The sequence below is a fragment of the Bacillus sp. LNXM65 genome (assembly GCF_002998575.1).
Classification (GTDB): Bacteria; Bacillota; Bacilli; order Bacillales; family Bacillaceae; genus Bacillus.
In genome coordinates this window covers 324,096-338,225 of record NZ_PVRB01000003.1, presented here as the reverse complement: position 1 = coordinate 338,225, position 14,130 = coordinate 324,096, and the positions used below count along the sequence as shown (strand labels likewise).

Annotated in this window: 12 protein-coding genes; 1 reads left to right on the top strand and 11 read right to left on the bottom strand. The window is 41.9% G+C overall.

Translation table 11 applies throughout. From position 1 onward, the window contains the following. Nucleotides 1-35: 35 nt before the first annotated feature. The 6 genes from C6Y03_RS07765 to C6Y03_RS07740 form a co-directional block, all read right to left on the bottom strand. Entirely contained in the window at nucleotides 36-443 is a 408-nt protein-coding gene (locus C6Y03_RS07765; RefSeq protein WP_034659833.1) for a YueI family protein, read from the bottom strand. Nucleotides 444-470: 27 nt separating this feature from the next. Next, a complete protein-coding gene (locus C6Y03_RS07760) occupies nucleotides 471-719 on the bottom strand; it encodes a YueH family protein (protein WP_034660684.1) in 249 nt (82 codons plus the stop codon). Between the two features lie 86 nt (nucleotides 720-805). Continuing rightward, nucleotides 806-1,036 (bottom strand): spore germination protein, encoded by a 231-nt coding sequence (locus C6Y03_RS07755; protein ID WP_034659835.1) that lies wholly within the window; start codon nucleotides 1,034-1,036, stop codon nucleotides 806-808. A gap of 98 nt (nucleotides 1,037-1,134) precedes the next feature. Continuing rightward, complete coding sequence (locus tag C6Y03_RS07750; protein WP_034659837.1) at nucleotides 1,135-1,356, bottom strand: spore germination protein; 222 nt, start codon at nucleotides 1,354-1,356, stop codon at nucleotides 1,135-1,137. Between the two features lie 66 nt (nucleotides 1,357-1,422). Continuing rightward, nucleotides 1,423-2,526 carry an AI-2E family transporter gene (locus C6Y03_RS07745; protein ID WP_034659839.1) on the bottom strand — a complete coding sequence of 368 codons (1,104 nt, stop codon included), beginning with the start codon at nucleotides 2,524-2,526 and terminating at the stop codon, nucleotides 1,423-1,425. 184 nt (nucleotides 2,527-2,710) lie between these two features. Next, entirely contained in the window at nucleotides 2,711-2,947 is a 237-nt protein-coding gene (locus C6Y03_RS07740; protein WP_003213721.1) for a YuzF family protein, read from the bottom strand. A 182-nt stretch (nucleotides 2,948-3,129) separates the two neighbouring features. Here C6Y03_RS07740 and C6Y03_RS07735 point away from each other — a divergent pair, with 182 nt between their 5' ends. Beyond that, entirely contained in the window at nucleotides 3,130-4,614 is a 1,485-nt protein-coding gene (locus tag C6Y03_RS07735; RefSeq protein ID WP_034659840.1) for an esterase/lipase family protein, read from the top strand. On the opposite strand, the gene C6Y03_RS07730 is transcribed toward C6Y03_RS07735, so the two are convergent. The 5 genes from C6Y03_RS07730 to essC form a co-directional block, all read right to left on the bottom strand. Continuing rightward, nucleotides 4,611-5,144: an HD domain-containing protein gene (locus tag C6Y03_RS07730; protein ID WP_060597222.1), complete on the bottom strand. Its 534-nt coding sequence runs from the start codon at nucleotides 5,142-5,144 to the stop codon at nucleotides 4,611-4,613. The two genes, C6Y03_RS07735 and C6Y03_RS07730, sit on opposite strands and share 4 nt — an antisense overlap. Before the next feature lie 287 nt (nucleotides 5,145-5,431). Beyond that, a complete protein-coding gene (locus C6Y03_RS07725; protein WP_034660685.1) occupies nucleotides 5,432-6,175 on the bottom strand; it encodes a (S)-benzoin forming benzil reductase in 744 nt (247 codons plus the stop codon). A gap of 98 nt (nucleotides 6,176-6,273) precedes the next feature. Continuing rightward, on the bottom strand, nucleotides 6,274-6,759 hold the full coding sequence (gene essA, locus C6Y03_RS07720) for a type VII secretion protein EssA (RefSeq protein ID WP_034659843.1): 486 nt from the start codon (nucleotides 6,757-6,759) through the stop codon (nucleotides 6,274-6,276). Next, complete coding sequence (gene esaA / locus C6Y03_RS07715; protein ID WP_106039125.1) at nucleotides 6,749-9,655, bottom strand: type VII secretion protein EsaA; 2,907 nt, start codon at nucleotides 9,653-9,655, stop codon at nucleotides 6,749-6,751. Before esaA ends, essA begins: the two co-directional genes overlap by 11 nt. Continuing rightward, the gene (gene essC / locus C6Y03_RS07710; protein WP_106039124.1) at nucleotides 9,652-14,127 is read right to left on the bottom strand and encodes a type VII secretion protein EssC; all 4,476 of its coding nucleotides are present in this window, start codon (nucleotides 14,125-14,127) and stop codon (nucleotides 9,652-9,654) included. Before essC ends, esaA begins: the two co-directional genes overlap by 4 nt. Nucleotides 14,128-14,130: the final 3 nt, after the last annotated feature.

The following is a 14,130-nucleotide window of genomic DNA, read 5'->3' as shown; positions in this document are numbered from 1 at the left end:
GACTCATTATAGCCTATTCATTTCACTAGGGAAACCTATTCAACAGATTCGTGAGAAAAAGCCTTCTGAAACAGCTCATCTTCTATATAGATGTGCTCTTGATTGACCGCATTTGATAGCTCTATCACAAGACCAAAAGGAGAATGCGCCTCATAATGATTCACCACTTTAAAGGAACAACCAGCGGCATTAGCCATTTTCACATATTGAGAATAAGATGCATAGGACAACTCACCATTTAAAAGAACAGTGGCCTGACGGTTGGACTTTAAGACTTGTTCTACCTCTTGATACGGTTTATTTCGTAATACCTGTCCCTTTGTCAGGGCGAGAAGCGCTCGTTCCCTTAATGAACCGAGAAACATTCTTCGTTCATCGGGTTTTGTTTCAGCATGTCCAAATATTCCTTGCTGCAAATAAAAGTCTACGGATTCTTCTTTCATCGCTGTTTTCACTCCTGGTTTTAAAATTTACATTTCTGTGACCCAGTGCACAATCTTTAGTGCAAGCTCACGGGCTTCGTCTGTTTCTGCTCTTTCCATTAAGGATTGCTCGAGCGTATGGATCAGCTGCTCTTTTTCGTCCTCGTACGCAATGGATATACTCCATTCAATGTCAGGTACGGCAACAAGCGTTTTATATTCTTTTTTATTTTCATGTAAATATACATTGTAGGTCTTTGGTTGCCGGCTTGTGATGTGTGCTTTTCTAATTTTCATTTGACTCTGTTCACACCTCTTTTTTCTTCTTACATCCATATCCATTGTACCATAAAAAAAGACAGCTTCTGAAAAGGAAATCCCTTTCAAAGCTGGCTACGCATTGAAGCTCTTTGCTGACTAATAAGATTTAAATCCCAAACAAATGTGACGTTTGGACTGTTAAAAAATTGGACGAGGTCCCCTGCATTATAGGTACCTGAACCACCGGCGGAGTAATCAACACTTTTTGGCGAAATGGGAAAAACACCGCCGAAATGTGCCGCCCCATTTCCGTACACACGATCTATATGAATAGGTCCAACAATCGCTGGCATTGTCCACCACCTTTTCTATCCACATCATTTGCCCAGCTCAACAATACGTGTATCACAAATAAAAAAAGACAGCTGATATTTGATCACCAGCTGTCTTTCTATGCATTAAATGATTGAGGCTGGTCAAACAATGTGAAGTCCCAAAGCATCGTCGCATTAGGATCACTTGTAAGAGACATATAATCACCTGAATTAAAGGCTCCCGCCCCGCCAGTGGAGTGGTTTACAGCCAAAGGGGCAATGGCCAGTACATCACCGAAAGTAGCTGCACCGTTTCCTCCTAATGACTCGATATGAATAGGTCCAACGATTGCAGGCATCAGAATCTCCCCCTATCTGCTTATGTCAACCATCTTATGCAAAAAGGGAAAAGTTGTGCATCTGCCCTATACGTTTAAATGCTGTTCTTTACGAGACCGCTGACGCAGCTGAACCAATCTGACAATATTCAAGGTGATCGCTTTGAGCAGTGCATAGACAGGAACCGCAAAGATCATGCCAAGGATGCCGCCAAAGCTTCCTGCCCCAATTAACAGCAGGATAATGGTCAAAGGGTGTGTGTTAAGGCGTTTCCCAATGATCAATGGAGAAATGACATTTCCGTCAATTTGCTGAACGACAAGAATCACAATCACTGTCACCACTGCTTTTCCAGGCGAATCAAGAAAGGCAATCAGCACAGCTGGTGCCGCGCCAAGATATGGTCCAAGGTACGGGATCACATTTGTGACCGCAATGATAATACCGAGAATAAGCGCATATTTCACACCAATTAATAAGTATCCGATAAAACAAGCCACTCCAACAAATAAACAGACAACAATCTGCCCCTGTATGTAAGCCGCAAGTGTGTCGTTTAATTCTTTAAAAATTTTCAACCCTTCCTTACGGTAAGGCATTGGCAAAAATTGAACGAGCTTGTCCGGAAACTTATGCCCGTCTTTCAGCATATAAAACAAAATGAACGGAACTGTGATGACGGCTAAGGCGATATTGGCAATCACGCCAAACACAGCAGACATACTTGAAGCGATATTTTCCGGCAAATCTTTTAATGTCGAAACGATCGTCTGTTCAAATTTTGAGACAGACACATAATCTTGGTTCATCATCCAAGTAAATGTTTTAGAATGCGAAAAGTCATTGATAAACTTCTGCATGTCCGTCACATAACCAGGGAAGCTTTTGACAAGTCCACCGACCTGCGAGACAATCACCGGTCCAGCAGCATTGACGATAAACGTGATGAGTCCAATGAACAAGAGATAAATGATCAGGATAGCGAGTGTCCTAGGAATTTTCTTGGACAAAAATCGAACAATTGGATTAAAGATGAAAAAGAGAATACCCGCCAGTAAGATGGGGACAAACAGTGTTGATGCAAATAAAATAATCGGCTGAAATAAAAACGAAACCTTAGTTGATACATAGACAATGAGTAAAACAAGTAATATTTGGAATGTCCAAAAATGAACTTTAGATTTTAACAAAGATGCTCCTCCTGTTACGTATTGATCTTATTAAAAAACTACTATTCAACCCACCTTCTGTCAACTGCTTCTTGTTTTAGAACCTCATTTTTTGAAAAAAAAAGAACAATTGGTATATCATGCACTTTTTCCAGATATACATTCTATAAGCATGAAAAAAAGCAGACATCTATGCGTCTGCTTGTTACACTCTTTCACTGTGATCAGGCATCACCGACACGATTTGCTGGATCCGCACATAAAAAACTGATTTCGCCCCCGCTTCAATCACAATATGATCCGGCATAACTTCCTTCAATTTCCCACGCACCGTATCTTTCACTGTTTGCACAATTAATCTCATACCGACCACTTTCTGCAATGTTTGATAAACATATGGATCAACTAATGAAACAAGCTGTGGACTTCCTTGTTGTGCCATCCTACCTGCCCCTTTACTTGTGTATTTACCCACAGCGTATGCATGAACCCATGTGAATGTCACTCAGGGCAAACCCACAACATTAATACCGTATTTTTACAAATAGTGCGTTTTTACATTTTTTAGAAGTATAATAGATTGGTGCTGCCAACAATTTAAATCATTCGAAGAGGTGAATTGTCTTGAAAAAACTCATCTGTATTGTTGCTGTCATGCTCTTTCTATCCTCTGCAAGTTATGCGTATGCAGGCACAATTGGAGATCCACCTGGGACGCCGGGGAAGTGGTTTAAAGGAGAAGAGCCCGTTCAAAAAGACGAATCAAAACCACCACTTGTTTTTGTTCATGGCATTAACAGCTCCTCCTCCACTTGGTCCGATCGAAACGATATGGCAAAGCAGGCTGTTCTGAACGGATACGAAAGCGCATTCATAGATTTGCATCCAGATCAGGACATGAAAAAGAACGGCAAACTATTAGCAGAAAAGCTCAAAGAAATCTATGATGCGTTTGGTAGAAAACTCATTGTGATTGGTCATAGTAAAGGCGGGGTCGATACACAGTCCGCACTGGTGTATTTCAAAGCCCATCCCTATGTGGAAAAGGTCATTACTCTCGGCTCTCCTCATAACGGGACACCGCTTGCGGATCTAGCGTATAGCAAGGGCGGAAGCTGGCTCGCGCAAATTCTTGGACAAAAAAGCGACGCGCTTTATTCTTTGCAAACCGGTCTGATGGCGGCTTTTCGAAGTGAAACCGACCAGCTGGAGGCGTTTCCCAATAAATATGTCACCTACTCTGGCTCGGAATGGGGAACATTTGGCGGTGTGCTGTATTTAGGCGGCATGTATTTAAAGAGCTTTGGTGCAAATGATGGCGCCGTCACGGTAAACAGCACAAGACTATCGTATGCAAACAATATTTTAACAGGAAAATGGGATCATCATTCAATCAAAAACGGCACAAGTATGTTTCCTGTGTTCCAGCATCAGCTTATGGCAAATGTCGCAAGCGCTGAAAATGAAAATAAAGAGGAACAAGAGCCCGTTTCTGCTGAGCTGAATACAGATGTTTATGTGAAAGGTGGAGAAAGTGAAAAGGATAAAACAGAAGCGTTCTATGTAGAGGAAGGAACGAATGGCTTATCGATTCAGTGGTTAAATGAAAGGCAGGAGACGCGGCCAGAAATCATCGCCCCAAATGGAGACGTCTTAACAAACCTTAAGACATCGGAAGCATCTTTCCCATATGAAGGCGCATATTCACACCATGTGCAAATCAATAAGCCCGTTCCTGGAAAATGGACGATTCGATCGAATTCAGGAAAAAAGGCTCCTTATCTGCTGCTTGTATCCTTTGATTCACCATTAAATGAAGAAATTAAAGCAGCTGCATCGAAGTCAGGGGATGCATCGACCCATTCAAGCGGTCTGATTAAACGGTTAAGCAAATCAGTGGAAACCAATTACTTTAAAGATGCACAAAAGGATCATCCACTGAAAACAAGTACCTCATCAGCCATTCAATTGAAAAAAGAAGGTGCTTATTCCGTCACGGTGCATTACACCGGACTCACTACGTCAGGAACATCTGCGTTTAACCGTACCGTTATTCGCACGTTGTATGTCGATCAGCACGGAACGATTCATGGAGACATTCCATACTAAACAGAGCGTTTCATGGGCTGGAGTGCCTGCTGCACTTTCTGATCCAAATCGGCAATCTTTTTCATTGCCAATGATTCGTCTATTTGTCTGTAATGGTGGTGTCCGCCAGGCTCTTCATCCATTTCATCTGCTTTCTTCACAATTTGCTGGAGTGTGTCCTTATGGAGGTCGCCCTCTGGCAAATATGAATCCGTATGAAGCAGAATCGCAAGTGCAATATCTTTGGCTGCTTTTGGTTCCTCCCCGAGCCGTATGAGCAGTTTGTGTGCCCGCTCTGCACCTTTAATGGCATGAATATCATTTCTTCTATATGTCTCGTAATCCCATTCTCCGCCGGCTGTATACCATTCATAGTGGCCGATATCATGCAAGAGTGCTGCTTTCACAGCCAGATCTGGGTTAATTCCCGCCTGCATCGCCAGCTTGAATGCGTGATAAGCACAAGCAATCGCATGGGCTTTTCCTGAACGATTTAAATACTTTTGAGCAACTGGATGGGTGTAAACATCCATTAATGTAACCTTTCTCATGGAAACCCCTCCTTATCTATATTTTTAGCATCCTAACATATTCTGAAAAGAAACTCAAATGTTCTGTTATATTTTCTATGAGTCTCAAGATTAGCTTATGTCAAATCAACTGGTTTTGCTTGTACAAGACGAAAAAAAGCAGTCGTGATGACTGCTTTTTTCTTCTTTACAGTGTGATATGAAAACCCTTGAAGTCTAGCTGGCGCGGAGCGAATTTGAGATTCGTGAGCACCGGCATGCAGGACTGACACCGAATGCGAGGGTTTGTCTTCACGCTGCTACAGTCGTTATGACTGCTTTTTCACATACTCACGTGCATCGTATACGCATCCGCCAGCTGGATCATCCGCTAAAAGATCGAGCAAAATACCTGCGACTTCATCTGGACTCTTCAGCGTGCCTGTTTCATATAATTGCTGAAAACGGTCAATTTGTTCGAAGTCCTGTTTTGATGACTTCCGAATCTCCCCCTGCATATCTGTATCAATGGTTCCGGGGGAAAATGAAAACGTGTTGATTGGATACGCCTCGTCCTGCTGTTCCTCATGCAAAGTCCTCATAAACATATCAAGTCCTGCCTTTGAGCTGCAATACGCACTCCAGCCTTTATAAGGGTTTTTCGCCGCTCCAGAAGAAAGGTGAACGATCGTTTTCTTTCCGCTATATGATTGAGTCTGCTTGGTAAAAACATGGCTCAGCAAAACAGGGATGACAAGATTCAACGTATAATGCTGATGAAGCGTATCCTGTCCGCCTTGCCCCACACGTTTGATAGGTGTCACCATGCCTGCATTATTGACGAATAAGATGTCATCAGCAGCTGCCAGTGTTTGCGGCGTGAGACTATCTTGAAGCCATTTGGCTGCTGCTTTCTCATCTGTCAGGTCGACCTGTGTATGTGTGAGCTCCGGATGGTAAATCGGCGATGCACTTCTTGCTGCCGTATACACATGGTCCCCGCGTGAAAGCAGCCGGTTCACAAGTGCTAGACCAAATCCTTTTGATCCGCCTGTAACGATTGAAATTCGAATGACAATCTCCTCCCTTGATAACACTATTTTACGTAGTGGAACGGTATGACATCAAGCAATCTGCATAAGAAAAGCCTGCCTCTTTTCAAAGAGACAGGCTATTTCTTTTCAGCCTTCACATTCACCTTAGGAATCAGAATGAACATCACGACAATACCAAAGACGATTAAGAAACCAAAGATGATCGGAAGCAGTGCTGATGTCTGCTTCTTGTGATCATCGCCAGAAGGTGCTGATACAGCGGCATCACGAAAAGAGATATTCATCTCTTCCATCATGTGAGCTGATGTTTTGGGCGGGTTCTCTTTTAGATCACTGAAAAGCTGCGGAGAAAGAGACCCTCCCGGAGTTTTAGGCGGTTCAGCAAAATGAATGTCTGTTTTGACTGTTGATGTCTTTTTGCTTTGTTCGTATTTCGTTTGATCCCTCAATATACTTGAGTTAATATTGAGTTCTTTTTCCTGATATTCATTCGGCTTGACATTTGTATCCGTATCTTCACCAGCAGCGAAAGCAGCAGGAATGAGGAGAAAAAGGGACATGACACCAAGTGCCACCCCTTTCACGAACAGATTAAGCCTCATGAGTCACATCACGTTCCTCCGTTTTATCTTTCCATAACTTTGTCACAAGCGGGATAGCCATGAAGAGGACAGTTAAAATCACTAATCCTATAACACCCATTCCAAAGTGATCTCCATTTCCATATTGGATGGACAGGTACACGTCTGTCACTGGATTTATGAAATGGAAATTCGGCATCACCAAATCAATTAATGGTGCGACAAAGAAGAAAATAAGCGCCGTTGCTGCCATCCATCCGGCAATATAGCCGAAAAGGAACGCCGTGCGAATAAAGGCGGAACAAGCCACTAATAGTAAAATCGTGAAAATGGACCACTGAATCGCTTGATCATCTGCAAGCTTGTAAATGTTCAGTCCAAACAAGCTGATCATGAGTCCGACTAATAGATTTAAGATGCCAAACAGTGCACCTTTAACCAGCATCGGAGCTGCCGCATAATACGAGCTGAAAAAGCCAATTAACAAACTGCTGATCATCACAATGACCAAAATGACCACTGGCGGTACCGTCTGCGTTTTTTCTTCCGGCACATCACCGCTGATTTTCAGCGGATTGGCTAAGTGGTTATACACATAGTTGCTGTTGCCTTGATCACTCAATGTGTTTCCTAAAATACCTTTCAAATCTTGCTGAACAAGCTTCGTAGAGTTGACATTCTTACTCCAGTTTTCATTCAGCGTATCCGCTTTTTCTTGAACTGTTGTCACACTCTCTTCAATGTTATTCGTATAATCCGCCACCCCTTTTTGGCGGTCGGTTAACGAACTCATATTTTCAGAAAGACGAAGCACTTCCTGTCCAATTGAATCCTGTGCACTGACAACAATTGAACTGCCTGCAAGGTCTGCCGTATACACTGCATCTCCTTGATCAGCCATTTGCTCCGCAACATTGTCCGCACTTTCAGAGATTGTATTTAATTCCTGTTCCATGCTTGCCTGCTGAGTCAAAATGTATTCTGCATAGCCATCTGAAAACTTCTGCATCTCATCAATAAAAGTAGACACATCATCGTTTGACGTCAGCATTTGTTTTTTGAGCGTATCCCAGTTTTCTGTTTCCTCTTTTTTGATGGAGAGGATGGATTCTATTTCCTCTTTCTTAATGTCTAGTAGGGATGAAGAATTTGTGTAGAAACTATTAAGTAACGCTTCATACTGTGCTAATTCATTTGAATAATCTAATAGGTTAGATACAACTGTTGATTTTGTATTAAAATCTATAAGTTTCTCCATGTTAGATGTATATTTATTTAATGGAGATTGATTTGTTTGTAACTCCTCTAATTTACGTGTAATAGAAGATTCTTGGTTTGTGATTTGTTTCTTTATACTATCAATATCTTTATTAGATTTAGTTTCTATCTCTATTATTTTCTTCTCTAATAAATTTATTTTAACTTTTAAAGATTTTAATTCCTTGCTCAATTGGTCTACTTTTCCCTCTAATTGATCATTATGAGCTGTTGTTTTATCCTCTATATTTTTCTTAATATCTTCTAATTTCAAAGAAAGAGCTTTTAATTGTTCTTTCGGTTGAGTTGAAATTGATTTTGTTTCAGTTGTTTGATCAGAGTTTATTTCCTCTTGTTCAGTAACTGGATCCTTTGGCTCTTCATTTTCTGTCATTTCGTCTGCCAATTGACTTATTTCTGTTGAGATTTCAGTTATTTTTTTTGTTTCGTCTTCAAGATTTATTTTTAAATCATCAGAGGGATTTTGAGGTTCTTCATCCTTATTGTTCGTATCTTCATTTGGATCCTCTGGCTCTTCCTTTACTTTAGTCAATTTTTTTCTTGAGGTTTTTATTTGTTCTTGCTGGCGATATATTTTGTTTCCCATATAAGCTAGATATTGTTTCTCATAATTTCTAATCAGTTCTTCCTGAGACTCCTGAACAAGCTTAGTTAATCCCGTTGCTTGCTTAGGAATGGCGTCCTCTCTTGACTTTTGAACAGATTGAATGGCGCTGTCAGTTGTGTTCAGCTGACTTTGTACCCCGTTGATGTCTGTTTTTAGTCCGCCCATTTGATCACTAAAGCTGCGGGCATTTTGGTTTTGAATATCAGCAAGCTGTTTGAGCCCTTGCTGGATTTGTTTTTGACTTGTCGATTGCGCTTTGATCAAGAGATCCTTTTGTTTGTCTTGATACTGCTGGTATTGATCGACTGCTTTCACAAAGTCCTTTAACTGGTTCTTAGCTTCTTCTGTTGTACTCAAACCGTCTTTATACTGCTTCTGTGAGTCGGTCATCGCATTTTTTAATTCTTCTATTTGTTTCTTCTGCTGCTGAACGGCATCTGATAGTTTGTTTGAGTTCGGCTTATAGAAATTATACATTGTGTTTTGGAATTCGACTTCTTTGCCGACAATATGCTCAAACTCTTCTCTAACATTGCCGATTTCCTGTGATACAAAACTCCAGTATAACGTTGACATCTGTTCATTCATTTTCTTTTGCGCATTTTCCAGCTCTCTTTGCACTTTCTCTTTATTGACTGAATTGAGCTGGTCTTGAATAGAAAATTGAATGGATGCCTTTTCAGGGTGGTCTTTATCATAGCTGAGCACATTTTTAGAGAAATCAGACGGAATATAGAGGACAGCGTCATACTTTCTGTTTTTCAGTCCATTTTCCGCCGCACTGCGATTCACTACGGTCCATGTATAATCTGGACGCTCTGATAATGCTGCCACGACATCCTGTCCGAAACGAGCGGTGTTTTCACTTTCGCTCGCTCCCATATCTTCATTGACCACAGCAATATTACGTGTGGCATTCTTTTTCTGTTTTGCCGGGTCATCTCCAATGAGGTGGAAAAATAAAACCGGCAGAACAAGAATCAATATCATGGTCGATACGATTTTGATGGAGCTTTTTTGCTGCTCTGTCATTGAACACTCTTCCTTTCTACCGCACATAAAGGAACCTGGATTTTCTTCTCTTTCCCGTTTTCAACCAAATACCCGAACCCTGGCTGAATGTCTGGTTCTTGTCTTGCATATGGAAGCGGTATGATGTTTTGCTCTGATTTTTTCATGAGTAACATGGCATGACGAACTTGTTTAATTTCGTTTGTGAGTGCATCATAGCCTTTACTGAATTCGGTATGATTCCCTGATGCGATCAGGCTAAAGCCTAGGTGTGCATATGACTTCATGAAATCAGCCAATTGATCTTGAAGACGCGGATCGATCGTCTGCTGAAAACGCGTAATGCCATCAATCACAAGCACAATTTGAGGGAACGACAACTGATCGGTCTCTCCCCTGCGTACAGCTTCGACGTACATCTCTTCCCGCACCTTGAATAAACGGTCTATTTCCTCTGCCCATTCAGTGATATCATCTTTTGTTTCAAGGTAATCGATATTCTCTTCCTTTGCATAATGGGAAAGACCCCGATCAATCGAATCAAACACGGCCAGCTTCTCAGGTCTTGCTGCTAAAAGCTGATCAAGCATCAGTTTTGTCACATTTGTTTTCCCTCGCTGCGTTTGACCGATGATGAGGCAGTGTTTATTCTTTTTCAAGTCAAAGTAAACAGGTGCAACAGATTCCTCATCTAGTCCGACTGGAATGTCATACGGCTGTTTTTGTTCTTCTAAACGACTCTCCAGCTCCCAAATGGTCAGTTTATCAGGAAGCATTGGCACAGGCTTTGGTTTTTCAGCTGATTCAAAGCGATCATGAAGAAGCTGTATCTCTTCTTTCAAATGCTCAAACAGTTCGAGATCGTTCTCTCCTTCAACTGGCAGGAACATTTGCGCAAAGTAAAGCTCTTCTTTATTGATAATGACTCGTCCTGGAATCGGTTCTAAGCTGAATTTCGGTCTGCCAATAATCGAATACGCCTCTCCTTGATCCATTAAGTAATGAACAACCTTTGTTTTCAGGTTATTCATAAGAGATTGGCGGACTGCGTTTACCCGAGTCGCTGTAATCAAGAAGTAAATTCCTAATGATTGTCCATCACGGCTCAGCTGGATAAATTCAGATTCAAGTTCATGCATTTCGTCTTTGACAATGTCAAAGTTGTCGATCACGATGAAAATGAACGGGAGCTTTTTCTCATTTAAGGCGTTGTACATTTTGATATGACTCATTTCTTGCTGCCTGAATAACCGCTTGCGGTATTCAACCTCTTCCCGCAAACGCGTCATTGACTTTTGAATCTTTCTCATTTGATCCATTAAGAAATAATCCGCCGTGTGCGGCAGCTTGGCTAACGGAAGCAATGTCCCGTTTCCGAAGTCATAAATATACGCATGCCATTCTTCAGGTGAATATCTCTCCGCAAAGCTCATGAGCAGTGTTGTCGCAGCAAGTGATTTGCCGTAGCCGGAGGAACCGAAGATGCCAATGTTCCCATCTTCCATCATTTGATAAGAAAGTGGATGCTGGCTTTGCTGATCTGGCTCATCGACAAGCGCAAAATGGAAGACATGCTCTTCACTCGACGCATAACGTGTTTTTGGAATCCGTTCTTCAAGCGGTGGAAGCCATGGACTTGGAAGCTTCTCAATCCCAAGCTCCTGCTGCATACGTTCAATTTCATCCACAACAGCAGAAATCTCCGATACTGTCTCTTTCTTCACTGCCGGCTCTGTACTTACCCCTGATAACGGAATGAGTCCAGTATCTGTCACAATGGCAATGTCATCTTCTGATCCGTAGCCATCTTCCATATATGGCGCACCGCTCCAAGCTGATTGGAACAATTCATAAATTTCATTGTTTCCCACTTGTAAGTAGCCGCGGCCTGTAACGGTAATGGACGCCGCATCACTATTTTTCAATATTTCCTTACTGTCTGACGCATCTTGTACTTTTAGTGCGACCTTAAAGCGGGAGTTACTCCAAATCTGATCATCGATGACTCCGCCTGGCTTTTGGGTAGCCAAAATGAGATGGACCCCGAGGCTTCGGCCGATACGTGCAGCACTGACAAGCTCCCTGATAAAGTCCGGCTCTTCACTTTTTAATTCAGCAAACTCATCAGAGATTAAGAATAAATGAGGCATTGCCTGTTCAGCCTTTTTCTCCTTATAGAGCTTCGTATAATCATTGATGTGATTCACATGATATTGATCAAACAACCGTTGTCTTTTCTTCAATTCACTTTTAATTGAGGCAAGCGCTCTTTCACTAAAGTTTTTGCTGCCTTCAATATTGGTGATGGTGCCAAGTAAATGAGGAATATTTCGGAACGGCTGCGCCATTCCGCCTCCTTTATAGTCAATCAGCAGGAAAGCGACTTCATGCGGGTGAAAGTGTACAGCGAGCGATAAAATGTACGTCTGTAAAAATTCACTTTTCCCTGATCCTGTTGTTCCCGCCAACAGGCCGTGCGGACCGTGTGCTTTTTCATGCAGATTCAGATCCACAATGTCATTTTTCCCTTTATAACCGATTGGCACAGATAGTGATTTGGCCGTTTCTGATGTGAGCCATTTTTCACGAATACCAATCTCGTCTACCTGTTTGGCATGAAAAAGGTCAAGGAAGGAGACCGTTTCAGGAATCGAATTGGTCATGCCAACTTGATGATCTAATGTTCTCAGCGTTCTGGCAAACAGCTCATTGTCCCCGCGCTCATGTGTATCAAGCTGAAATGGAATTCGGACGGCTTTCTTGTGCTGAATGAGAATATCTCCTTCTTCTTCGTTAATATAACGGACAAGCGTCGAGATATTTTCAGCTAAGCTTTCCTTTGTTTCAGCAGCAAAAATAATTGAGATGCCAAGGTCTGTCCGGCTGCCTTCTAAATATTCTAAAATCACATGTTCAGCAATAAGCTCGTGATTTGTCACGATAAACACAAAGTGAGGCGTAAAGATTTTTTTCTCTTTTTCTTCTTCTAAATCACGTTCACGTAAAATTTCATAAATCGAGGACAACAGCTGATCGCGTGTTTGTTCGTTGTAAATAAACCCTTTGCCGTATGTATGAGGCAGCTGGAAATGCGGAAGCCATTTCATCCATTCCCAATTCTCATACTCCTGCTCATGAAAGATAAAGACAAATCTCAAATCGTGATAGCTGTGCGAGAAAGCAAGCTGTCCAACAAGCTGATGAAGCTCCTTTTTCACAATCGCTGGCTTTCCAATCAAGCCTGTTGGGCCATCTGCAAGACCAAATGTAATGGGTACATCCTTCACTTCACGATAGACCTTTTGCATGTGCTGCGTTTGTTCCATTAAGTCATCCATGTCACGATTGGCCATATCGCCGCCGCTCATCGATAATTCATAGCTTGATGGGACTGCACCCGTCCCAAGACGCAGCTGCAAGAAATCGTCACTCACAAGTGTTTTTTCCCAAATTCGGCCGCTAATTTCTGACGTTAAGTACTTCATTTGTTCAAATGACGGATAATGATACGTCAAAATATATTGCTGGCGGTCGTAGAGCTCTTGCAGCTCTTTTCGTTTATTTTCTAAGTATAGAGAATAGACTCGCTGCCGTTTCTCTTCCCGTCTTTTGCGTTGTGATTTCTCTTTAAAGTATTGAACGGACGATGTGATTAATGTCATGATAAACATCGCCATCGACACGATAATAAAGATCCCGCGTGGCTGGACAAGAGCGACAATCCCCATCACAAGAAGCATCACAAGCGGCGGAAGGACAACAAGCCAAAGCCCTCTGCTGTTATTTTCACTCTCCTGCGAAGGAAAGCTAAAGGATACCCGGTCATCTGGCAGGTCATAAATTAAACGAGGTGTTCGTCTATATAAAGGATATTTTTGTTTTGTTTCTGTGCTTGGTGCTCTTGTTTTTTCCAAACGTGTTTGAAATGGTTCATATGCAGTCACCTGCAATAAATCATCATCTTTCAATGTCACCGTTAGAAAGTTCCAGAACAGTTCATCTCCAGTATAAACCTTCTCTGGACCATGGATTTTTTTCCCGTTCACATAAATCGTCTCGTCCTGAGGCATGACATACCAAGTTCCTTCGATCTTCTCCAAAGTAAACTGGCTCGCATCTTGAAACATGGAATGCGCTTGTTCTTTCCACACATCAATACCATCTTTTTCCTCACGTGAAAAAGACAGCTCGACTCTATTTCCTAGGTAATAAATGTGTTGGTCATGATGTGCTTCCATTAACATAAGTGTAAGTGATCCAAGTTTATATGGTTCATGTAGAAGTAATGTGCCTTTCTTCCCTTCACCCTGATAAATGGAAAAGCCATCATTCGGTTCATCGGGAGATAAACGGATGACCCCTTCATCAAACGAAAGTGTAGGGATTGTCACCGTATGCTCTATTTCAGGTCCAATCACAGCTTCTCGATTGAACTGCTCGTCTAAACGGACGGTTTGATAATCCTCCTCATAAAAAACCCAAAGAAGACTCAAACG

What these genes read in the sequence shown, in the direction of transcription:
- C6Y03_RS07765 (WP_034659833.1), bottom strand. Translation starts at nt 443, where the DNA reads ATGAAAGAAGAATCCGTAGACTTTTATTTGCAGCAAGGAATATTTGGA.
- C6Y03_RS07760 (WP_034660684.1), bottom strand. Translation starts at nt 719, where the DNA reads ATGAAAATTAGAAAAGCACACATCACAAGCCGGCAACCAAAGACCTAC.
- C6Y03_RS07755 (WP_034659835.1), bottom strand. Translation starts at nt 1,036, where the DNA reads ATGCCAGCGATTGTTGGACCTATTCATATAGATCGTGTGTACGGAAAT.
- C6Y03_RS07750 (WP_034659837.1), bottom strand. Translation starts at nt 1,356, where the DNA reads ATGCCTGCAATCGTTGGACCTATTCATATCGAGTCATTAGGAGGAAAC.
- C6Y03_RS07740 (WP_003213721.1), bottom strand. Translation starts at nt 2,947, where the DNA reads ATGGCACAACAAGGAAGTCCACAGCTTGTTTCATTAGTTGATCCATAT.
- C6Y03_RS07730 (WP_060597222.1), bottom strand. Translation starts at nt 5,144, where the DNA reads ATGAGAAAGGTTACATTAATGGATGTTTACACCCATCCAGTTGCTCAA.
- essA (WP_034659843.1), bottom strand. Translation starts at nt 6,759, where the DNA reads ATGAGGCTTAATCTGTTCGTGAAAGGGGTGGCACTTGGTGTCATGTCC.
- esaA (WP_106039125.1), bottom strand. Translation starts at nt 9,655, where the DNA reads ATGACAGAGCAGCAAAAAAGCTCCATCAAAATCGTATCGACCATGATA.